This window comes from uncultured Algibacter sp. (genome assembly GCF_947495925.1).
Classification (GTDB): domain Bacteria; phylum Bacteroidota; class Bacteroidia; order Flavobacteriales; family Flavobacteriaceae; genus Algibacter_E.
Genome location: NZ_CANMAU010000002.1, coordinates 520,863 through 543,941 on the forward strand (window position 1 = coordinate 520,863; position 23,079 = coordinate 543,941).

Annotated in this window: 21 protein-coding genes; 16 read left to right on the forward strand and 5 right to left on the reverse strand. The window is 33.2% G+C overall.

Annotation, left to right across the window (positions count from 1 at the left end; genetic code table 11):
• The first annotated feature begins 18 nt into the window (after positions 1-18).
• The 3 genes from Q0857_RS05550 to Q0857_RS05560 are packed head-to-tail and all read left to right on the forward strand — an operon-like array spanning position 19 to position 2,321.
• A complete protein-coding gene (locus Q0857_RS05550; RefSeq protein ID WP_298532931.1) occupies positions 19-1,119 on the forward strand; it encodes an acyloxyacyl hydrolase in 1,101 nt (366 codons plus the stop codon).
• 12 nt (positions 1,120-1,131) lie between these two features.
• A complete protein-coding gene (locus tag Q0857_RS05555; RefSeq protein WP_298532932.1) occupies positions 1,132-1,557 on the forward strand; it encodes a VOC family protein in 426 nt (141 codons plus the stop codon).
• A gap of 17 nt (positions 1,558-1,574) precedes the next feature.
• Positions 1,575-2,321 carry a head GIN domain-containing protein gene (locus tag Q0857_RS05560; RefSeq protein ID WP_298532933.1) on the forward strand — a complete coding sequence of 249 codons (747 nt, stop codon included), beginning with the start codon at positions 1,575-1,577 and terminating at the stop codon, positions 2,319-2,321.
• On the opposite strand, the gene Q0857_RS05565 is transcribed toward Q0857_RS05560, so the two are convergent.
• The 3 genes from Q0857_RS05565 to gldA all read right to left on the reverse strand — a co-directional run bounded on the left by Q0857_RS05565 (position 2,307) and on the right by gldA (position 6,653).
• Positions 2,307-3,494 carry an acetate/propionate family kinase gene (locus Q0857_RS05565; protein ID WP_298532935.1) on the reverse strand — a complete coding sequence of 396 codons (1,188 nt, stop codon included), beginning with the start codon at positions 3,492-3,494 and terminating at the stop codon, positions 2,307-2,309. The two genes, Q0857_RS05560 and Q0857_RS05565, sit on opposite strands and share 15 nt — an antisense overlap.
• A gap of 2 nt (positions 3,495-3,496) precedes the next feature.
• The gene (pta, locus tag Q0857_RS05570; RefSeq protein WP_298532936.1) at positions 3,497-5,587 is read right to left on the reverse strand and encodes a phosphate acetyltransferase; all 2,091 of its coding nucleotides are present in this window, start codon (positions 5,585-5,587) and stop codon (positions 3,497-3,499) included.
• A 169-nt stretch (positions 5,588-5,756) separates the two neighbouring features.
• Positions 5,757-6,653, reverse strand: a complete 897-nt coding sequence (gene gldA / locus Q0857_RS05575) for a gliding motility-associated ABC transporter ATP-binding subunit GldA (RefSeq protein WP_298532938.1) — start codon at positions 6,651-6,653, stop codon at positions 5,757-5,759.
• A 335-nt stretch (positions 6,654-6,988) separates the two neighbouring features.
• Here gldA and Q0857_RS05580 point away from each other — a divergent pair, with 335 nt between their 5' ends.
• From Q0857_RS05580 to Q0857_RS05595, 4 genes are read left to right on the forward strand one after another with little or no spacing between them, the layout of a single operon-like run.
• The gene (locus tag Q0857_RS05580; RefSeq protein WP_298532940.1) at positions 6,989-7,816 is read left to right on the forward strand and encodes a prephenate dehydratase; all 828 of its coding nucleotides are present in this window, start codon (positions 6,989-6,991) and stop codon (positions 7,814-7,816) included.
• Positions 7,813-8,958 (forward strand): aminotransferase class I/II-fold pyridoxal phosphate-dependent enzyme, encoded by a 1,146-nt coding sequence (locus Q0857_RS05585; RefSeq protein ID WP_298532942.1) that lies wholly within the window; start codon positions 7,813-7,815, stop codon positions 8,956-8,958. The genes Q0857_RS05580 and Q0857_RS05585 overlap by 4 nt, the downstream gene beginning before the upstream one ends.
• Position 8,959: 1 nt before the next feature.
• The gene (locus tag Q0857_RS05590; protein WP_298532943.1) at positions 8,960-9,811 is read left to right on the forward strand and encodes a prephenate dehydrogenase; all 852 of its coding nucleotides are present in this window, start codon (positions 8,960-8,962) and stop codon (positions 9,809-9,811) included.
• A 10-nt stretch (positions 9,812-9,821) separates the two neighbouring features.
• Positions 9,822-10,904 (forward strand): bifunctional 3-deoxy-7-phosphoheptulonate synthase/chorismate mutase type II, encoded by a 1,083-nt coding sequence (locus tag Q0857_RS05595; RefSeq protein ID WP_298532945.1) that lies wholly within the window; start codon positions 9,822-9,824, stop codon positions 10,902-10,904.
• 77 nt (positions 10,905-10,981) lie between these two features.
• On the opposite strand, the gene Q0857_RS05600 is transcribed toward Q0857_RS05595, so the two are convergent.
• Entirely contained in the window at positions 10,982-11,431 is a 450-nt protein-coding gene (locus Q0857_RS05600) for a hypothetical protein (protein ID WP_298532947.1), read from the reverse strand.
• Between the two features lie 144 nt (positions 11,432-11,575).
• Between Q0857_RS05600 and rsgA the strand changes: the two genes are divergently transcribed.
• The 9 genes from rsgA (at position 11,576) to Q0857_RS05645 (ending at position 22,271) form a co-directional block, all read left to right on the forward strand.
• On the forward strand, positions 11,576-12,526 hold the full coding sequence (rsgA, locus tag Q0857_RS05605; protein ID WP_298532948.1) for a ribosome small subunit-dependent GTPase A: 951 nt from the start codon (positions 11,576-11,578) through the stop codon (positions 12,524-12,526).
• A complete protein-coding gene (gene dtd, locus Q0857_RS05610; protein ID WP_298532949.1) occupies positions 12,523-12,975 on the forward strand; it encodes a D-aminoacyl-tRNA deacylase in 453 nt (150 codons plus the stop codon). Before rsgA ends, dtd begins: the two co-directional genes overlap by 4 nt.
• A gap of 336 nt (positions 12,976-13,311) precedes the next feature.
• On the forward strand, positions 13,312-15,228 hold the full coding sequence (locus tag Q0857_RS05615) for a DUF3857 domain-containing transglutaminase family protein (protein WP_298532951.1): 1,917 nt from the start codon (positions 13,312-13,314) through the stop codon (positions 15,226-15,228).
• Positions 15,229-15,233: 5 nt separating this feature from the next.
• Positions 15,234-17,240 carry a DUF3857 domain-containing protein gene (locus tag Q0857_RS05620; protein WP_298532952.1) on the forward strand — a complete coding sequence of 669 codons (2,007 nt, stop codon included), beginning with the start codon at positions 15,234-15,236 and terminating at the stop codon, positions 17,238-17,240.
• 1 nt (position 17,241) lies between these two features.
• A complete protein-coding gene (locus Q0857_RS05625; protein WP_298532953.1) occupies positions 17,242-17,568 on the forward strand; it encodes a nucleotide pyrophosphohydrolase in 327 nt (108 codons plus the stop codon).
• A 33-nt stretch (positions 17,569-17,601) separates the two neighbouring features.
• Entirely contained in the window at positions 17,602-18,825 is a 1,224-nt protein-coding gene (locus Q0857_RS05630) for a 3-phosphoshikimate 1-carboxyvinyltransferase (protein ID WP_298532954.1), read from the forward strand.
• Between the two features lie 79 nt (positions 18,826-18,904).
• Positions 18,905-19,954 (forward strand): tRNA preQ1(34) S-adenosylmethionine ribosyltransferase-isomerase QueA, encoded by a 1,050-nt coding sequence (queA, locus tag Q0857_RS05635; RefSeq protein WP_298532955.1) that lies wholly within the window; start codon positions 18,905-18,907, stop codon positions 19,952-19,954.
• A 250-nt stretch (positions 19,955-20,204) separates the two neighbouring features.
• On the forward strand, positions 20,205-21,245 hold the full coding sequence (rlmN, locus tag Q0857_RS05640; RefSeq protein WP_298532956.1) for a 23S rRNA (adenine(2503)-C(2))-methyltransferase RlmN: 1,041 nt from the start codon (positions 20,205-20,207) through the stop codon (positions 21,243-21,245).
• 48 nt (positions 21,246-21,293) lie between these two features.
• Positions 21,294-22,271: a polyprenyl synthetase family protein gene (locus Q0857_RS05645; protein ID WP_298532957.1), complete on the forward strand. Its 978-nt coding sequence runs from the start codon at positions 21,294-21,296 to the stop codon at positions 22,269-22,271.
• A 73-nt stretch (positions 22,272-22,344) separates the two neighbouring features.
• Here the strand turns inward: Q0857_RS05645 and Q0857_RS05650 are convergent, their stop codons facing one another.
• On the reverse strand, positions 22,345-22,923 hold the full coding sequence (locus Q0857_RS05650) for a hypothetical protein (protein ID WP_298532958.1): 579 nt from the start codon (positions 22,921-22,923) through the stop codon (positions 22,345-22,347).
• Between the last annotated feature and the right edge of the window lie 156 nt (positions 22,924-23,079).

Genomic DNA, 23,079 nt, shown 5'->3' on the forward strand with positions numbered 1-23,079 from the left:
AGTTTGATAAAACCATCGATGAAATTTTATTACTCCTGCTTGTTTTGTTTCTGCTGCGTTATTGGTTTTTCGCAAGAGAAAAAAAATGCATCTTATTTTGATCTTAACTATTTCACAGGAAATATAGCTAATCATAATAATGATATTCTTCATTTAATTCAAGGTCATCCAGAAGGTGTTATTGTTGGATGGAATACGAAAACCTTCGGGTTTGAAGATTGGGAGCAGCGGTATAATTATCCCGATTTAGGTGTTTCGTTTCTATTTCAGGATACTAAAAATGAGGTTTTAGGAGATAATTATGGACTTTATGCGCATTGTAACTTTTATTTTTTCAAGCGTAATTTAATGTTTAGAATAGGGCAAGGTCTTGCAATAACGACCAATCCTTATGATAAACGCGATAATTTTAGGAATAACGCCTACGGTACAGCACTAATGAGTAGTACCTATTTAATGCTAAATTATAAGAGGGAACGTATTTTTGATAAGTTTGGTTTACAAACAGGCCTGTCTTTAATCCACTATTCAAATGCGAATGTTAAAGCCCCCAATAGTAGTACTAATTCGATTACTTTTAATTTGGGAGTCATTTATAGTTTGGATGAATCTGAACCAGAATATCAAACTAATATTAAGGACGGCGGCAAAGTAAAATTCACTGAACCTGTAAAGTATAATTTGGCTTTTAGAACAGGAATTAATGAAAGTGATGTTGTAGGTAGTGGTCAATTTCCGTTTTATGTTTTCTCTGCTTATGCAGATAAACGCTTAAGTCATAAAAGTGCCATTCAACTTGGTGCAGACATGTTTTTCTCAAAATTTCTAGAAGAACTTATACATTATAAAAGTGTATCGTTCCCAGAAGAAAACGTTTCTGGCGATGAAGATTATAAAAGAGTAGGTGTTTTTGTCGGTCATGAGTTATTTATTAGTAGAACTTCATTAGTAACCCAGTTAGGGTATTATGTGTATTATCCGTTTGATTTCGAAGGGCGAACATATATGAGAATTGGTTTAAAACGCTATTTTGGAAAAAAGGTTTTTGGTGCGCTTACTTTGAAATCTCATGGAGCAAAGGCGGAGGCTGTTGAGTTTGGAATAGGTATGAGATTATAATACGAAGTGATTATGGAACAAAGATTAACGATTGTTGGACTAGGCGTAAGTGATTTAAAAGTTGCTTCGGCATTTTATGAAGAAAAGTTTGGTTGGCAGAAAATGAAATCAAGCAATGAGGGTATCGTATTTTTTCAATTGAATGGTATTTTACTGTCTTTATACCCTAAAGATAAATTGGCGGAAGATGCAACAGTTAGTCCAGATGGAGATGGTTTTAAAGGGTTTTCGTTAGCTTTTAATACACGATCAAAAGAGGAAGTTGATGAGATGATTACAACGTTAGAAGCTAAAGGTGTTAAGATAGTTAAGAGACCGGAGGAAGTTTTTTGGGGTGGTTATAGCAGTTATATTGCTGATCCAGATGAAAATTTATGGGAGATTGCATTCAATCCTTTTTTACCTATGGATAAAGATGGTAATGTTCAAGAAGAATAGTATTTAGAAGATTTAATTTGAAAAAAATAATTTACATACTTGGTTTATTTATCCTCTTTGCTTGCGATAGTGAAAGTGCAGGAGATTGTTTCCAAACTACGGGAACTATAGTTCAACAGGAATTTGTTTTAGCAGACTTTACCAAAATAGTAGTACATAGGGATATAGAACTCGTTGTTAAAGAAGGAAGTGTTCAGAAAGTAGTTGTTGAAACGGGAAAGAATTTGATGAATGATGTGCATGTTGAGGTTGTTGGTAATCAATTGATTTTAATGGATAATAATGGTTGTAATTTGTCAAGAGCCTATGGTGTTACCAAAGCATATGTAACTGCTCCAAGCATTTCAGAAATAAGAAGCATGACCCAATATGATGTGAAGTCTGATGGCGTGTTAACTTATCCGAATTTAACATTATTATCCGAAGATTTCTCTGAGTCAGGAACCGTTAATAGTGGGAATTTTTATCTAGAACTTGATAATAATAGTCTTTCAGTAGTATTTAATAATTTATCAAATGCCGTTATTTCGGGTGAGACTAATGATTTACGAATCACTTTAGCTGCTGGCTCCTCACGCGTTGATACAAGCGATTTAGTTGCTCAGAATGTTTCGTTGAGTCATAGAAGTTCAAATGATATTATTGTTAATCCGCAATTAAAAATCACGGGAAAAATTTTAGGGACAGGGGATGTTATTGCACTTAATAAACCTGCAACCGTTGAGGTTGAAGCTATATATAAAGGGCACTTAATTTTTAAATAAGTCTACTGACTGTTTCGCGATTTCCAATTCTTCATTGGTTGGTATGACTAGAACTTTTACTTTGGAATTTTCTGTATTAATAGCTCTAATGTCATCAGACCTTAATTTGTTGGCCTCTTGATCTAAATCAATGCCAATATAATCTAAGTTATCACAGACCATTTTACGCATTAAACTAGAGTTTTCTCCTATTCCAGCTGTAAAAACAATGGCGTCTAAACCGTTTAAAATAGCCGTATAGCTTCCTATGTATTTTTTAATACGGTAGGTGTTCATTTCTAAGGCTAATTGGCAATCTTTATTGCCTTTTTCAGCTTCAGCTTGAATGTCTCTTAAATCGCTATGCCCCGTTAATCCTAGCATACCACTTTTTTTTTGCAAAAGATTATTAATTTCAGATAAGCTATAGTCAAATTTATCAGCTAGATAGAAAATGATTGCTGGGTCAATATCACCAGAACGTGTTCCCATGATTAAACCACTAACGGGCGAAAATCCAAGGGAGTGATCGATACTCTTTCCATCTTTAATAGCAGTCATACTACAACCATTACCTAAGTGAATGGTGATGATTTTTGATTGTTCTTTTCCTAAGAATTCAATAGCTTTTTCGGAAACATACTTGTGACTTGTACCATGGAATCCATATAACCTAATACTGTGTTTTTCTGAAAACTCCTTTGGGATGGCATATCGGTAAGCTCTTTCCGGAATAGATTGATGAAAAGCGGTATCAAAAACAGCAACTTGTTTCGCGTTTTTGAAAATGGCTTCTGCAACTTCAATCCCTTCTAAATTTGCTGGGTTATGCAAAGGCGCTAATGACGATAATGCTTGTATTTTTTCTTTAACTTCATCTGTAATTTCAGTGGTGTCACTAAAATATTTTCCGCCATGCACAACTCTGTGTCCCACAACATCAATATCATCTGCCGATTTTATTATTCCAGTTTCAGAGTTTAAAAGCTGTTTAGCAAGTAATTCTAATCCAACTTTATGATTTGGAATTGAGGTTACTAATTCAATAGTATCTTTATCAGTTTTAAATTTAAACTTGCCATCTTCAAGTCCAATGCGTTCAATTAAACCAGAACATAATATGGTTTTTTCTGGCATGGAAAAAAGTTGGAATTTCAAAGATGAACTTCCTGAGTTTAAAACGAGTACTTGCATGTTTAAAATTCTTGTGCTTGAATAGCAGTTATTATTACGGTACTGTAAATATCATCGGCGGTACAGCCTCTACTTAAATCGTTAACCGGTTTATTTAAACCTTGTAGCATGGGACCTATGGCTAATGCTCCAGTTTCACGCTGAACAGCCTTATAGGTGTTATTTCCAGTATTTAAATCTGGAAATATAAGAACGCTAGCTTGACCTGCAACTTCAGAGTCTGGCAATTTACTTTTACCAATACGCATATCAACAGCAGCGTCGTATTGTATAGGTCCTTCAATTTTAAGATTTGGTGCAGACTTCTTTGCAATTTCGGTAGCCGTTCTTACCTTATCAACTTCTTCTCCTTTTCCTGAAGCACCAGAAGAATAAGAAAGCATAGCTACTTTAGGTTCAACGCCAAAATTTTGCGCCGTGTTAGCCGATGAAATTGCAATTTCTGCTAATTGTTCGGCATTCGGATTTGGATTAATAGCGCAGTCTCCAAAAATAGAAACACGGTCTTCCAAACACATAAAGAAAACAGAAGACACAATATTAACACCCGGTTTTGTTTTTATAAACTGCAATGCCGGACGCAATGTGTGTTGTGTTGTATGTACAGCTCCTGAAACCATGCCATCAGCATGCCCTTTATGAATCATCATGGTTGCAAAATAGGACACATCGTTCATAGCATCTTTAGCCATTTGTAGGTTTACATTTTTATGTTTTCTGAGCTCATAAAAGGTCTGCGCGTAATCTTCAAAATGCTCAGAGTTTTGCGGCCAGACAACATTAACCTCATTTAAGTTTAGCGGGATGTCATGTTTAGTAATGCGATCTTGAATTTTTTCTTTTTCACCTATTAAGGTTAATTCAACAACATGAGCATCAATTAATCTAGCGGCAGCTCTTAAAACACGCTCGTCATACCCTTCAGGTAATACAATATGTTTTTTGTCTTTTAAGGCACGTTGTAATAAGTTATACTGAAACATTCTTGGTGTGAATATACCAGACTGGAAGGTGATTAAATCATTTGAAAGTTTATCTGTATCAACGTGCTTTTCGAAAGTTGCAATTGAGGTTTCAATCTTTTCGATATTCTCTGCATAAATTCTTGATTTGATTTTTCCAATTTCATTAGTAACAGAAAACGTTCCGCTTTTTACACTAATAATAGGAACAACACTTGAAAGTCCTTCAATTAATTTTAATATGGAGTCTTCAGGAATTAAACCTCCGGTTAAAATGATACCGGATATTTTTGGATAGTTTTTCGAGGCATGAGCCTGCAATGCTCCAAGAATAATATCGGCTCTGTCACCAGGAGTAATGACTAAAGCATTTTCTTTAATATGATTAAGGTAATTGCGAAGTTGCATGGCTCCAACACTGAAATTTTCAGATTGATTATTTACCATGTCTTCTCCAAAAAGAACGGAACCTTTAAGTTTTTTTACAATCTCTTTAATTGTTGGGCTAGCTAAACTTTTAATTTTAGGAATAACCGTAATATCTGTGCCACTATTAATTCTAGATTTTAAAAGAGACTTTAATGTTGATACTTCTTCAGGGTCAATCTTATTTGTCATGATCGACAATACATCAACCTCTTCTTTAAAAGTGTCATGCGCTAGTTGGACACTTTCAACAATTTCAGGTAAAGATTTTTTGTCACCTTGAGATACAATGATAGCAGGTAAACCTAGATTTTTAGATATTAATAGATTGATGTCTAACTCCAAGCTTGAGTTTTCATGAGAAAAATCGGTGCCTTCAACCAAAATAAAATCAAAGCGCTCCTCGAGATATTTATATCTCTTTATTATTTCATCAATAACATCTCCCGATTTCCCTTTATTATATAAGTCTAAAACCTCACTTCTAGTAAAAGCATAAGTTTTTTTATAGTTGATATCAATTTCAAAATAGGAAACCATAGTGTTTATATGGTTGTCCATTTCTCCAACTTGAGTGTCTTCAATAATAGGTCTGAAATAGCCTACATTGGCAGTTTTTCCCAGTAACATGCGCATTAAACCTAGAACAACAACAGATTTTCCACTGTTAGGTTCAATTGTAGCAACATAAATTCCTTTACTCATCTTTTATTGTTATAGTAATGCAAAGATAGGATTTTGACATTTTTCAAATACTCTATCTTAGTGCGTTTTTAAATAATTCAATGCAAAATTAACCTGTTATGGCATTTGTGTAGATGACTTTTGTCATACTTACTATTTAATAGTAATTATGTGGTATTCATGCTTTAGATTAATTAGAAGTTAGATCTCGAAATAAACTTTCTAAGCTTGTGTTTTTTTGATTAAGTTGAAGAATTTTTAGTTGATTGTCATGCGCAAAATCAAAAACATGAGATCGCATATCATCTGATGTTTTAAATGAGATTTCATAAACGAAATCATGAGTATTTACAACCTTATCAACTTTTGGAAGTTTTAATAAAAAGGCATCCTCAACTCGGTAATCAAACTCAACAATAACAATTTGTTCCTTTTCGTCTCTTAAATCTTTTAGTTTTTTATCGGCAACAATTTCTCCTTTATTAATAATAATAACCCGATCGCACATGGCTTCTACCTCTTGCATAATGTGAGTTGAGAGAAAAACCGTTTTAGTCTTTCCTATGGATTTAACGAGGTTTCTAATATCTATAAGTTGATTTGGGTCAAGGCCAGTAGTAGGTTCATCTAAAATTAATACATCAGGGTCGTGCAATAAGGCGTTGGCTAATCCAACGCGCTGTCTATATCCTTTTGATAGTTGACCAATTTTTTTATGAGATTCTGGACCTAAACCAGTGAGTTCAATAACCTCCTCAATACGTTGCTTTTTGATTTTATAAATGTTGGCATTGAATGCTAAATACTCTTTAACATATAGTTCAAGATATTGAGGGTTGTGCTCTGGTAAATAGCCAACACTTTTTTGAACGGCATTTGCATTTGTAATAACGTCAAATCCATTTACATGGGCTTTGCCCTCAGAAGCATTGAGGTACGTTGTTAGAATTTTCATCATAGTTGACTTGCCAGCTCCATTTGGTCCTAAAAAACCAACTATTTCCGGCTTCGCAACCTTAAATGAAATATTATTTAAAGCTTTTTGATTGCCATAAATTTTTGTAACCCCTTCTACTTCAATGGACATAATTAAAATTATTTATTCAAAAATAATTGATTATATAATGTAATCGAAGTTTTGCTGTAAAATCTTTAAAACTTTTAGTAAATGTGTAAAAAAGATTTTTAGAGGTTTTATTTTCTTAAATAATTATTTACTTTAGCCACTCAATTAAGATAATGACAGTATATTATACATATTTTAACAACTATTTCTTTTTTAGCAAAAGAAACGAGACGTTGTGTGTGTAATTTAAAACATAAATTAACATTATAAGTCTCGATGAAAATCGAGACTTTTTTTTGTTTAACCATTAATGAGAATAGCTTGTATTTGAAGCTAAAGTATTAAAGAATTAAATTTTGATAAAAACAGTAGCCATACAGGGAGTAAAAGGATCTTTTCATCATATTGTGTCACAGCAATTTTTCGAAAACACTGTTGATTGTATTGACTGTTTAACTTTTGATAGAGTTGTTGATTCTCTAATAACAAAGGAGTGTGATGCGGCAATTATGGCTTTAGAAAACTCTATAGCAGGATCAATAATTCCTAATTACGCACTTATTGATAAATATGGTTTGCATATAGTTGGTGAGCATTATTTAGATATTCAACACAACTTAATGGCACTACCAAATCAAAGTATTGATGATATTAAGGAAGTGTATTCACATCCCATGGCACTTTTGCAGTGTAAAGAGTTTTTTAAAAAACACCCGCATATTAAATTGGTGGAGGATAAAGATACTGCTGAAGTGGCAGAACGTATTCATAAAAACCAAATAAAGGGTATAGCGGCTATTGCAAGTGTTACTGCAGCTGAAATATTTGAACTTAATATTTTATCGCATAGTATTCAAACTATAAAGCACAATGAAACGCGATTTGTAATTGTAAAACGTAACAATTCTGAAGTAAACCAAAACGAAATTAATAAAGCCTCAATCAAGTTTGAAGCTAACCATAAACGGGGTAGTCTAGCTACTATTTTAAATGTAATGAGTGATTGTAAATTGAACTTAACAAAAATTCAATCCCTGCCAATTGTAGAGACACCTTGGAAGTACGCCTTTTTTGTGGATGTCACTTTTGATGCGTATGCCGATTTTGAAAAAGCCAAGTCTGTTATTGATATTATGGGCGATGATTTTAAAGTATTAGGAGAATATAAAAATGCTAAATTATGATTGAAGTAGCTAACCGATTACAGACCGTTGAGGAATACTACTTTTCTAAAAAACTAAGAGAAGTTGGTTTACTAGTAGCCAGTGGCAAACCTATTATTAGCTTAGGTATTGGGAGCCCTGATTTGCAGCCACCAAAAAAGGTACTAGATGCCATTTCTGCAAGTTTTAAAGATGCGAATGCGCACAAATACCAAAGTTATCAAGGACTTCCTGAACTAAGAGATGGTATTTCAAGGTTTTATAAGGAGCATTTTTCTGTGAATTTAAGCCCAATTACTGAGATTTTGCCTTTAATGGGGAGTAAAGAAGGTATTATGCACATTTCAATGGCTTATTTAAATGAAGGTGATGAGGTGCTTATTCCTAATCCAGGATACCCAACATATCAGTCCGTTACCAAATTGGTGGGAGCAAAAGGCGTTCTTTATGAATTGGATGCTTCTAATAACTGGCAACCAGATTTTGATGCTTTAGAAAAAACAGATTTAAGTAAAGTTAAGATCATGTGGGTTAATTATCCTCATATGCCAACAGGAGCGCAACCTTCAAGAACCTTGTTTGAAGATTTGGTCGCTTTTGGTAAACGACATAATATTTTAATAGTAAATGATAACCCTTATAGTTTTATTTTAAATGATTCACCTAAAAGTATTTTAAGTGTTCATGGGGCTAAAGATGTTTGTTTAGAACTTAATTCTTTAAGTAAAACCTTTAATATGGCTGGATGGCGAGTAGGAATGGTTATAGGTGATAGTGTTCATATTAATAATATTTTAAAGGTGAAGAGTAATATGGATTCTGGTATGTTTTATGGTATTCAGAAAGGTGCTATTGAAGCTTTGAAATGTTCTAATATGTGGTTTGCTACATTAAATAATGTATATAAAGAACGTAGGGATTTGGTTTGGAAGTTAGCAGATGCTTTAAACTGTACTTATGACAGAAATGCCACAGGAATGTTTGTTTGGGCTAAATTACCAGCATATTTAAAGTCTGAAGAGTTTATAGATTTAGTACTAAAAGAGAATCATATTTTCATAACACCAGGTACTATTTTTGGGACTAAAGGAGAAGGTTATATTAGGTTTTCATTATGTGCATCAACCGAGAGTATTGAAGAAGCCATTGCAAGAGTAAAGTAATATGAAGAATATATATGCAATAGGAGTTGGATTAATAGGTGGAAGTCTTTGTATTGATATCAAGAAAAACAATCCAGATGTTGTAATTCATGGGATCAGTCGAAAAGAATCAACGCTAGATAAGGCTTTGGAATTGGGATTAATTAATGAAAAAGCAACTTTAGATGATATCTCAGAAGCCGATTTAGTTATAGTTTCTATTCCAGTGGATGCTACTGTTAAACTATTGCCTACCATTTTAGATAAAATTTCAGATTCGGGGTTGGTTGTTGACGCGGGGTCAACAAAAGTCGATATTTGCAAAGTGGTTGAAAATCACCCTAAGCGAAGGAATTTTTTAGCTATGCATCCTATTGCTGGGACTGAACATTCTGGACCAACGGCAGCCATTGAAGGTTTGTTTGTTGGTAAAACTAATATAGTATGTGAAGTAGAAAAAACCACATTCAAATTACAGGAAAAAGCTTTAAAGTTGTTCACAGACATTGGAATGCGAATTAGATATATGAATCCAGAAGCACATGACAAACATATTGCTTATGTATCTCATTTATCGCATATTAGTTCGTTTATGCTTGGTAAAACGGTTATTGAAAAAGAAAAAAATGAACGTGATATTTTTGATATGGCCGGAAGTGGATTTGCTTCAACAGTACGTTTAGCTAAAAGTTCGCCTGAGATGTGGACGCCTATTTTTAAACAAAATAAAACGAATGTTATTGAAACCTTGGAAGAATATATAAATAATTTAACTCAGTTTAAAGAATTGATGAAGGCAGATGATTTTGATGCCATTAATACTGAGATGCAAAATACAAATCACATAAAAGACATATTAAAAGGAATTAGTTAAGAGTAAAATTATGGAAAACAAGAAAGAAATGAGAAGCTGGTTAGATGATTTAAACCTAGATCATCCGTTGGTTATTGCAGGGCCATGCAGTGCTGAAACTGAAGAGCAAGTATTAAAAATAGCTCATGAGCTTAAAGATACTGATGTTAGCTATTTTAGAGCAGGTATCTGGAAACCAAGGACTAGACCAGGTAATTTTGAAGGTGTTGGATCATTAGGTTTAAAATGGTTACAAAAAGTAAAGGAAGAAACTGGAATGAAAGTTTGTACTGAAGTAGCAAACGCTGCCCATGTAAAATTGGCTCTAGAATATGATGTGGATTTACTATGGATTGGTGCGCGTTCTACAGTAAGTCCTTTTATCATGCAAGAAATTGCCGATGCTTTGGAAGGAACTGATAAACCAGTTTTAATTAAAAATCCAGTCAACCCAGACCTTTCTTTATGGTTAGGTGGAATCGAAAGAATCTATAAATCGGGTGTTAAAAATATTGGAGCTATACATAGAGGGTTTTCTACTTATGAAAAAACGAAGTATAGAAATAATCCAGAATGGCAGATGGCTATTGAATTCCAAAATAAATTCCCGGATATTCCTTTAATCAATGATCCATCGCATATTACTGGTAAAAGAGATATGATTTTTGATGTTTCTCAGGTGGCATTAGATCTTAATTTTGATGGTTTAATGATCGAAACACATTATGACCCAGACAATGCATGGAGTGATGCTGCGCAACAAGTAACACCATCTACTTTAGTGCAAATAATGCGAGATTTAAAGATTAAAAAAGAATCAAATGCAGAAGAGGATTATAATAATGCTTTGAATAACTTAAGAGCTCAGATTGACGTTGTTGATAATCAAATTATTGATTTATTAGGAAAGCGCATGAAGGCTTCTGATGGCATCGGAGAACTTAAAAAATCTAAAAATGTAGCTGTTCTACAATCTAAACGTTGGAATGAGATTTTGGGTAAAATGGTTCTGGAAGGAGAGCAACATGGTTTAAGTGAAGAGTTTATTTTAAGAATGTTTAAAGCGGTTCACCAAGAATCGATTAATCATCAAGAAAAAATTATCAATGGATAAACATTGTTTCTTAATTGATACTGAATAAAAAAGCCTCCTGATATGGAGGCTTTTTTATTTGAGAACAGTAAACAATATTACTTATTTCTTTTAAAAATATAGCGGGTTATAAAAATACCATTACCATCTCCTTTTCCTGCATCACTTTCCACGGCACTAGTTATAAAGGCTAGTTCCCAACCTTCGTCAATCATAGTGTTAATTTTCGAGCTGATTACAGCATCGTTTGCAGCAATATTTTGAAAACGAATACCACCAATATTGAAGAAGTTTAAAAGTTTAGTTTCGTCAAAATCTTTAACTCTTATAGAACCTCTGTCAGATTTATTTCTTTTGTTATCTTCTTCTGTTTGAGTACTCGTATAATCTTTATAATTTTTTTCTTCGTTTCCAGAAATTATTCTTGATCGGCCTAATCCATTGGGAACAATAGATTCTACACTGGTGACTACTTTGTATTCAACTTGAGCTTGAACTTCAACAAATGTCAGTAAAGAAATTGCAAATAAAATTAAAAGGTTTTTCATGATTTTGATTTTTAAATTGAGCTTTAAATATAGATATAATATGATTCCAAATTTTAGCTTCATCACTCTTTTTAGATTTAACTATTAAAAAATAATCTTTCGTAGCCTTGTTTTAAGGTAAATGGCTATTTTTGAAGAACTATTATGACAGGAAAAGTATATAAATCTACAGGAAGTTGGTATACGGTAAAAACCGATCTTGGATATACTTACGAATGCCGTATAAAAGGGAAGTTCAGAATTAAAGGTATTAAAAGTACCAATCCCATTGCTGTTGGAGACATTGTAGATTTTGAAATAGAAACCAGCAACAATCAAGAAACAGGGATTATTCACAATATACATGACAGAGCAAATTATATTGTTAGAAAATCTGTAAACTTATCTAAGCAAACTCACATTATAGCTGCAAACTTAGATCAGGTTTTTTTAATGATTACCATTAATAATCCACCTACTTTAACAAGTTTTATTGATCGATTTTTAGTTACAGCCGAAGCTTATTCTATAAAAACGGTATTGTTGTTTAATAAGAGTGATACTTATGATGAGGAAACCCTCGACGAGGTTAGGTATTTAGCACATGTTTACCGGCAAATAGGTTATGAGTGTATAGGGGTTTCTGCAAAAACCGGAAAAAATATAGACAAGGTAAAAGCTTTAATGCATAACAAAGTGAGCATGTTTGCTGGTCATTCGGGAGTTGGGAAATCAACATTGGTGAATACCATAGAACCTACATTAAATATTAAAACCAAAGCTATATCAATACAACACATGCAAGGGCAACATACCACTACTTTTGCCGAAATGTTTGACTTAAGTTTTAATGCAAAAATTATTGATACACCAGGAATAAAAGGTTTTGGTGTTGTAGATATGGATAGGGAGGAAGTAGGGGATTATTTTCCCGAAATTTTTAGGTTAAAACAGGATTGTAAGTTTAATAATTGTTTGCATCTTCAAGAGCCTAAATGTGCTGTAAAAAAAGCTTTAGATGCAGACGAGATTGCGTTTTCACGATATAGAAGTTACCTTCAAATTCTTGAAGGAGAAGATGAGCACTACAGAACCGATATCTGGGAGAAGGAATGAAAGTTGTTATACAGAGAGTCTCAAGTGCTAGTGTTACAATTAATAATAAAAAAGTAGCATCAATTAAAAGCGGACTATTAGTTTTATTAGGTATAGTTAATGAAGATAAATCTGAAGATATAAAATGGCTCGTAAACAAAGTAGTAAATCTTCGGGTTTTTGCCGATGCAAAAGGGGTTATGAATAGATCTCTAAAGGATACTAGTGGCGATATTATTGTTGTAAGTCAGTTTACTTTGCATGCTTCAACAAAAAAAGGAAACCGACCAAGTTATATCAAAGCAGCTAAACCAGACGTGGCAATTCCTTTGTATGAAAATTTCGTAAAACAGTTAGAAGTAGACTTAGGAAAGTCTATTCAAACTGGAGAGTTTGGGGCAGATATGAAAGTAGATCTGCTAAATGACGGCCCAGTAACTATTATTATTGATACAAAAGATAAGGTGTAAAAGTATTAGTCATCCTTGGGCTTCACACTTTCAAAAGCTGTTGATAGTAAGAATTAGAAATGGTTATTGTTGGCAGCTGTTTTTGCTCTTTTTTTAATAGATTAAAAACATTTTAGTTTCCCCACTTGTGATTAGCAATTTTTTCAAAAAGAGATGAAAAAGTGCTTTTTAGCGAGTTTAAGTATATTAAAGTTCTATGTTTTTGGTTGTTTTTTGTAAGATTTTTAATTAAAAGTTTATATTAGCTTTCAATGTTTAGAATATGATTTTTCTCATATGATAAATGTTTGTCTTAATTTAAATTTATTCCCTTACAACTAAATTAATCAGAGGCATATGCGTTCAAGGTATATTATTAATGTTTTTTTCTTTTTATTCAGTCTACTAGTTTTTACACAACAAGAGCTATATACTAGCTATACAATCTCCGATAGCCTAAGTGCAAATGCCAATGCAGTTATTCGCTCGAATGACATGCGAGTATCGCTTAAATCTTCAAGTGAGATGCATGTGGTTTACAAAAGGATTATTACCGTGTTAAACAAACAAGGCAACGATGCTGTAGATGCATATGTTTATTATGATAATAATATTAAGATAAAGGAACTACAGGCAATTGTTTATAATGCCTTAGGTGTTCAAATTAAAAAAATTAAGAAGAGCGATTTTAAGGATGTGAGCGCTGTTAGCGGAGGAACATTGTACTCCGATTCTAGAGTAAAATATCTAGAATATACGCCAATTGCTTATCCGTATACTGTTGAGTTTACAACTGAAATTGTGAATGAAAATACAGCTTTTATTAGACCATTTAGGCCTATAGATGGATATAATGTTAGCGCCGAAAATAGCACCTATTCTATTATCTATCCTCCAAATTTAGAAATAAGAACTAAGGAGAAGAACTTTGAATTGTTTAACTTAGAAAAAACTAAGAATTCCAATGAGATTAGTTATAAGGTTAAAAATTTAGCAGCATTAGAGTCGGAAATGTATGGGCCTACTTTTTTCGATATCTCACCAATGGTTTTAGTTGCAGCAACACAGTTTTCATTGGAAGGTGTTGAATCTACTGCTGAAAATTGGAATGACTTTGGAAAGTGGATGTATAAAGATTTAATAATGGGTACCGATGACTTGCCACAAAGTACAATTTTGAAAGTGCAAGAATTAGTAAAAAATGAAACTACAGATTTGGGTAAAGCAAAAAAAATCTATCAATATGTTCAAGATAAAACGCGCTACATTAGTGTTCAAGTAGGAATTGGAGGATGGAAGCCTTTTAATACTTCGGAAGTTGATAGATTGGGTTATGGAGATTGTAAGGCTTTGTCAAATTATACCATGGCGCTCTTAAAAGCGGTTGGTGTAAAGTCAAACTATGTCGTGCTTTATGCTGGACAATCGCAAAGGAGTTTTGAAAAAGATTTTGCTGCAATGATGGGGAATCATGCTATTCTTAATATCCCTATGGAAGACGAAGACGTGTGGTTAGAGTGTACAAATCAGAAAGTACCCTTCGGCTTTATTGGAAATTTTACTGACGATCGTGATGTATTAGTCGTTACTCCAGAAGGTGGGAAAATTGTACATACTAAGAAATATGAACCAGAAGAAAGTGTTCAACATATACAAGGCAGTTATGATATTTCAAATGAAGGGTATATACAAGCAAAAGTTAAGCTTAAATCTAAGGGGATTCAATATAATTCTAAGTACTCCTTAGAGTCGGAAACGGAAAGAGAGTTAGATAAGCATTATAAAAATCAATGGGGTTATATAAATAGTATTTCAATAAATGAAATACACGTTGAAAACAATAAAGAAACCATCGAATTTATGGAAGAAGTTAGCTTTCAGGCCCCCAATTATTCTAAAATAGTAGCGGATAGAATGTTGCTCCCTGTCAATGCATTCAACAGAAATGAACATATACCAGACAGGTACAGAAATAGAAAATTTTCGTTAAAAGTTAAAAGAGGGTTTACCGATTTAGATGAGGTTGAAATTAAACTACCATCAAATTATAAGCTAGAAGCGCTGCCCAAAAACTATAATATAGAAAACAAATTTGGCCATTATAAAGCTGAAGTTGTTGTTAAAGATGAGTCCACACTAATTTATAAGAGAGAATTTGTAGTCAAGGATGGTGAATTTCCTAAAGAGGATTACAAAAAATTTAGAGATTTTCATAAGGCTGTTGCCAGATATGATAACTCGAAAATTGCATTAATAAAGAACCAACCAAACTAATTATAATGAAAAAACTATTTTTTTTAATGGGGCTTTCTTTTGCCCTTTCAGTATCTGCCCAAGACTATGATTTTGGCGATGTTTCAAAAGAAGAATTACAAGAAACATTTAATTCTATTGATAGTTCAGCTCATGCGTGCTATTTGTATAAATATAGAAGAACTCATATCGAATACAATCAAGCCACAGGTTTTCAGTTGATTACAGAGGTGCATGATCGTGTTAAAATTTATGACAAAGAAGGTCTCGACTTTGCGACAAAAGCGCTTAGATTGTATAAAGATGGTAGCGATGAGGAATCCTTGGTAGGACTTAAAGGCTACACATACAATTTAGAAAATGATAAAATTACTGAAGATAAACTGAAGAAGGATGGTGTTTTTAAGACAGAACTATCAAGGTATCGAAATGAAAAAAAATTCACAATGCCTAATGTCAAGACGGGTAGTATTATTGAGTACAAATATCAGATAAACTCACCTTTTATAACTAAAGTTGACGAATTTGTTTTTCAACATGATATACCTGTTAAAACGTTGGTAGCTATATTTGAGACTCCAGAATATTTTAATTTTAAAGTGAATACTAAGGGGTATATACCTATTTCTCCTAAGAAAAGTGTAAAATCAGGGAAAATACTTTTTACTGATAAAACGAGGTCTTCTAGCGTTTATGGTGCTCAAACTAAATTTAGCAACTCTAATATAAACTTTAAGAAGAATGTAGATGAATTTAATTTGTCTGATGTTCCAGCATTAAAAGCAGAACCTTACGTTAACAGTATTGATAATTATAGATCGTCACTAAATTATGAATTGTCGTTTACTCGTTTTCCAAATGCTGCTACAAAGAATTATTCTACTACCTGGGAAGATGTTATTAAAACGATTTATAGAAGTTCTAGTTTTGGAGACGAACTGGATAAAACGAGTTATTTTAAAGATGATATTGATGCACTTATTGGTACAACTTCAGACCCAATAAAAAGAGCTGGAATGATATATCAATTTGTGAAATCTAAAATTAAATGGAACGGATATTATGGGTATTACGTGAACGACGGCGTAAAAAAAGCCTATAAGGACCACGTGGGTAATGTTGCAGAAATAAATTTAATGTTAACTGCTATGTTAAATTATGCTGGGGTGAAGGCATACCCTGTATTGGTTAGTACTAGACAAAATGGGATACCTTTATTTCCAACTAGAGAAGGCTATAACTATGTTATTACTTATGTAAAAGAAAATGGGCAAGGTTTTTTATTAGATGCCACAAGTCAATATTGTTCAGCCAATGTTTTACCCTATAGAGTTCTGAACTGGCAGGGGCGCGTAATAACCGAACATGGGAATTCTCAGTTGCTAGATTTATACCCAAAAGAGCTTTCTATGAGTAGTGTGAGTATGATGGTTGATATTGATGACGAAGGCATGCTGACCGGTGTTTTACGAGATTTTAAAACTAACCATAAAGCATTGTCGTATCGCATAAATTATAATGAATCTAATAAGGATGAATTTTTAGAACAATTAGAAAATAAGTACAAAGGTATTGAAATCTCCGATTTTGAAGTTAAGAACGAGAATGACCTCTCAAAACCAGTTATCGAATCATATAAGTTCGTGAAAGAAAGTCAGGCTGATATTATTGGAGATAAAATGTATTTTTCACCCCTTTTCTTTTTTAAAGTTGACGAAAACCCTTTTAAACTTAATAGGAGAGAATATCCGGTCGACTTTGGCTACCCTTCAGAAACGGCATATAGAATCAATATTAATATTCCAGAAGGTTATAAAATTGAGGAGCTGCCGGAGTCAGGGGTATTTGCTTTACCTGATAATTTAGGAACATTTAAGTATAATGTTTCAGGAATTGGGAGTAAAATTCAAGTACTTATCTCGACTAAAATAAATAGTCCTATAATTTCCCCACTGTATTATGATGATTTAAAAATGTATTTTAGTCAACTCGTAGAAAAGGAGGCAGAACAAATTGTTTTAACTAAAGTATAAAATGAACATACAAAATGCACAAAAAGAAGTAGATAACTGGATTAAAGAACATGGTGTTCGTTATTTTAATGAGCTTACTAATATGGCTCAACTTACAGAGGAAGTAGGCGAAGTAGCAAGGATTATAGCAAGACGTTACGGCGAGCAAAGTGAAAAAGAAAGCGATAAAAACAAAGATCTTGGCGAAGAACTTGCCGATGTACTATTCGTGGTTTTGTGTTTAGCCAATCAAACTGGTGTAGACTTGCAAGAGGCATTCGATAAAAGAATGGATAAGAAAGGAAAACGAGACCATGATAGACACCATAATAATGAAAAATTAAAGTAAATTTGCAACTTCTTTAACCGCATTTAAAAGAGTATGCATTTTACACTTCAAAAATCGAAAATAGCTAAAGTATCTAGTGTTCAAATCACAGGTTCAAAAAGTGAGTCTAATCGCTTATTGTTACTACAAGCCTTATATCCTGAGTTTAAACTTAAAAATGTTTCAAACTCAGATGATAGTAATTTAATGACAAAAGCTTTAAATTCAGATAAAACGCTTGTTGATATTCATCATGCGGGTACTGCTATGCGTTTTTTAACGGCCTATTTTTCTATTCAAGAAGGTAGAGAAACTATTCTTACAGGCTCTAAGCGCATGAAAGAACGGCCTATTAAAATTTTAGTAGAAGCTTTACAGGAATTGGGCGCCGAAATTAGTTTTGAAGAAAATGAAGGATATCCACCTATTAAAATTATAGGTAAAAAATTGACTAAAAATAAAGTGTCATTAAAAGCTAATGTAAGTAGTCAATATATTTCAGCTTTACTACTAATTGCTTCAAAATTAGAAAACGGACTGGAATTAACATTGGAAGGAGAGATTACATCTATACCTTATATTAAAATGACTTTAAGTCTACTTGATGAAATAGGAGTGGAATCTTCATTTGTTAATAATGTTATTACTGTAAAACCAAATACGCACACTCTAGACCCTAAAACTTTAACTGTTGAATCTGATTGGTCTTCGGCTTCTTATTATTTTAGTATAGTTGCCTTAAGTGAAGTTGGTACAGAAATAACCTTATCTTCTTATAAGGAAAACTCATTACAAGGCGATTCTGCATTAGTAGAGATTTATAAACACTTTGGAGTATCTACTATTTTTGGAAAAAACCAATTGATACTAAAGAAAGTAGATATTAAGCTTGAGCCTTTGGCATTAGATTTGAAGAATGCTCCAGATATTGCTCAAACCATTGCAGTTACTTGTTTTGCGCTAGGCCTATCTTGCGATTTAACAGGACTTCATACTCTAAAAATTAAAGAAACAGATAGGTTGGTGGCGTTAAAAACTGAAATTGAAAAATTAGGTGGAGATGTTGAAATCACAGATAAATCGTTACATTTATCGCCTTCAGAATCAATTAAGGAGATGGTCGCTATTTCAACATATCATGATCATAGAATGGCCATGGCATTTGCACCATTAGCATTAAAAGTTCCTATTGTGATAGAAGAAGCAATGGTTGTTTCAAAATCATACCCAACTTTTTACGACGATTTAGAATCATTAGGTTTTCAAATAACTAAATAATAATCACGTATTTACTTGACAACCCCTATGGTTAGATTGTATATTTGCGACTTTCTTATAAAAAAGTAAAACATAACATATGAAATTATCACACTTCGGCTTTGAATTACCGGAAGATTTATTAGCAGAATACCCTGCGGAAAATAGAGATGAATCGCGTTTAATGGTTTTGAATCGTAAAGAGCAAACCATTGAGCATAAGATGTTTAAAGATGTCATTGATTATTTTGATGAGGATGATGTTTTAGTTCTAAATAACACCAAAGTATTCCCTGCTAGATTATATGGTAATAAGGAAAAAACAGGAGCAAGAATAGAGGTGTTTTTATTAAGAGAGTTAAATGAAGAACAACGCCTTTGGGATGTTTTAGTTGATCCAGCTCGTAAAATAAGAATTGGTAATAAGTTATATTTTGGTGATGATGATACTTTAGTGGCAGAGGTAATTGATAATACCACATCAAGAGGACGTACGTTACGTTTTTTATATGATGGATCTTATAGGGAGTTTCGTTTAAAATTAAACGAATTAGGAGAAACCCCGCTGCCAAAATATATCAAAAGAGATGTTGAGCCAGAAGATGAAGCGCGCTACCAAACCATTTTTGCAAAAAATGAAGGAGCAGTAGCTGCACCAACGGCAGGCCTTCACTTTTCTAAACACTTGCTAAAACGTTTAGAGATAAAAGGCGTTAATTTTGCTGAGGTTACCTTACATGTTGGTTTAGGTACTTTTAATCCAGTTGAGGTTGAAGATTTGTCTAAGCATAAAATGGATAGCGAAGAGTTAACCATTGGTCCAGATGCAGTAGCAACAGTTAATAAGGCGATTAATGAAAAAAGACGCGTATGCGCAGTGGGGACAACAGCTGTTCGTGCTACTGAAAGCGCAGTGTCTTCAAGTGGTATGCTTAATGAATTTGACGGATGGACAAATAAATTTATCTTTCCTCCATACGAGTTTAGCATTCCTAATTGTATGATTACTAACTTTCATACGCCAAAGTCTACATTATTAATGATGGTTTCTGCATTTGCAGGGCATGATTTTATAAAGCGTGCCTATGATGAAGCAATTAAAGAAGGTTACAAGTTTTATAGTTATGGAGATGCCATGTTAATTATATAATGTAATTAGTATTAAATAAACAAAAAGCCTCTTTTTAAAGAGGCTTTTTTATGCTCGAAATTTTATTTAGGGTTAAAGGTATTTCTCAAGGATCAGGGTTTCGACAGTCGCTTTTATGTGTTGCTAAGGTGCAACAACACAAAAGGAGCTTCAACAAAGCCTCTACCCCTAATGGGATTTAAAGCTTCATTTTATAATTCAACAAACGTAATGCGTTAATAGAAATTCCTTTCACTATTTTTGCATGCAAATGGATATTAAGAAAAAAGATATACGTGCATTTACAAAGGAACAAATAAGAGAATTCTTTGTAAAACAAGGCGATAAAGCATTTCGTGGAAATCAAGTGTATGAGTGGTTATGGAAAAAGGGAGCTCATAATTTTGAGGATATGACGAATATATCAAAGAATACACGTCAAATTCTGGAAAATCATTTTGTAATCAATCATATTAGGGTTGATACTATGCAGCGTAGTAATGATGGTACTATAAAAAATGCGGTACGCCTACATGATGGATTAATAGTGGAATCTGTGCTCATTCCAACACCAACAAGAACCACCGCATGTGTGTCTAGTCAAGTAGGTTGCAGTTTAGATTGCAAGTTTTGCGCCACCGCACGATTAAAACGTATGAGAAATTTAAATCCTGATGAAATTTATGATCAGGTGGTTGCTATTGATAATGAAAGTAGATTGTATCATAACAGACCGTTAAGTAATATTGTTTTTATGGGTATGGGAGAACCGCTCATGAACTATAATAACGTTATAAAGGCGATTGATAAAATCACTTCCGAAGAAGGCTTAGGAATGTCTCCAAAGCGCATAACCGTTTCAACATCTGGAGTGCCTAAAATGATTAAGAAAATGGCAGATGACGAGGTGAAATTTAATTTAGCAGTGTCCTTACATTCGGCAGTAGATGAGGTGCGAACCTCAATAATGCCTTTTAATAAAACGTTTCCGTTAAATGATTTACGTGAAGCTTTGGAGTATTGGTATTCAAAAACAGAACGTAAAATAAGTTACGAATATGTGGTTTGGAAAGGAATAAATGATACTCAAAAGGATATTGATGCTTTTGTTAAGTTTTGTAAATACGTGCCATGCAAGGTTAATATTATTGAGTACAATCCAATTGATGATGGTGAATTTCAGCAAGCAACTAATGAGGCTTTAGAAAACTACATTAGCGCCTTAGAGAAAAATAGAATAGTGGTAAACGTACGCCGAAGTAGAGGTAAAGATATCGATGCTGCCTGTGGACAATTAGCCAATAAAAGCTAGAAATATCATTTTCTAAAACTTATATTTGATGCTGTTAAAATTATTTATTTGAAAATAGTAGAACAAATAAAGCAGCCTATTGCCTATGAAATGGAACTTTTTGAGCAAAAGTTTCAACTTTCCATGTCGAGTAAAGTGGCACTTTTAAACAGAATTACACACTATATAGTAAATAGGAAGGGAAAGCAAATGCGCCCAATGTTTGTATTTCTGGTTTCTAAAATGGTATCAAATGGAGAGGTTAGCGACCGTACTTATAGAGGGGCTTCAGTTATTGAACTGATACATACGGCTACTTTGGTACATGACGATGTCGTTGATGATAGTAATCGCAGACGTGGCTTTTTTTCAGTTAATGCACTTTGGAAGAATAAAATAGCGGTTCTAATAGGTGATTTCCTTTTATCAAAAGGCCTATTACTTTCTATTGATAACAACGACTTTGATTTACTTAAAATTATTTCGATTGCTGTTAGAGAAATGAGCGAGGGCGAATTACTGCAAATTGAAAAAGCGAGGAAGCTCGATATTACCGAAGATGTCTATTATGAAATTATTCGTCAAAAAACGGCAACATTAATAGCAGCGTGTTGTAGTTTGGGAGCGGCTTCGGTAAAACCAGATTCGCAACATGTAGAAAAGATGCGTTTTTTCGGAGAGCTTATTGGTATGGCGTTTCAAATTAAAGATGATTTATTTGATTATGGCGATACTCAAATAGGAAAGCCTACAGGGATCGATATAAAAGAACAAAAAATGACACTGCCGTTAATTTATGCACTAAATCATGCATCTAAAAAGGATAAGAAATGGCTTATTAATTCTGTTAAAAACCATAATAAGGATGCAAAACGTGTAAAAGAAGTTATTGCTTTTGTAAAGGATAATGGAGGCCTTGAATATGCAATTTCAAAAATGAAGCAATTTCAAGAAGAGGCGTTAATCTTGCTTAAGGATTATCCCGAATCTGAATTTAGAGCGTCTTTGGAATTAATGGTTAATTATGTTATCGATAGAAAGAAATAGTAAGTCTTAATCATTTAAACGTATAAAACAGAAGCCTATCCTTCAAAATAGAATGATAGGCTTCTTTCTTTTATTAGTCTTCCACTTTTGTCAAGCTTACAGCAATGGCTTCACCGTAGGTCATAATCACCACCTGTCCAACATGTAATTTTTTTATAAGTTCGGCATCTTCAACATCAATAGTGGTGTAGTTTCCTTGAGGACCTTTTATAGTTACATACATGTAAGTAAGGTTTATTACCTCAATAGTAACAACAGCCTTAACCATGGCGCCAACTACAGCACCTGGCTCCATTTCCATACCAGCTACTTTGGCATCAGCTATAGCAACTAATGGTTCAGCAATTTCTTCATCCGTTGGTTTACGAAATTCAGCTTTCAAAAATTTATAGAAACCAAATGTAATAACTTCACCAACTTCAATTTCATCAAATCGTTTTACATCCTCGCCAGCAGTAAAAGTGTGGAGTTCTCCTTTTTCTCCAATAACTGTGATTTCGCGTGTTTCTTTATTAATTTCTTTTATGGTACCCATAAGCTCAACAAAAGCAATTTTTTCTTTTGTTGGGATCTCATTTTCTTGGGCATAAGTAAAATTGAGCGTAAGCAAAACAGTAAGTAAAAGGATTACCTGATTCTTTAATAATTTCATAATTTTAAATGTTAATAGTTAGAAATATTTTTACACATTAATTTAATAAAAATAAGTGTATTTGAATGGTTTAGGGTATGTAAAGATGTTTTTTTATTAAAAAAAATATTTACTAGGCAACCCTTTTTCGAATTTATACGTCTATATAAATAGAGA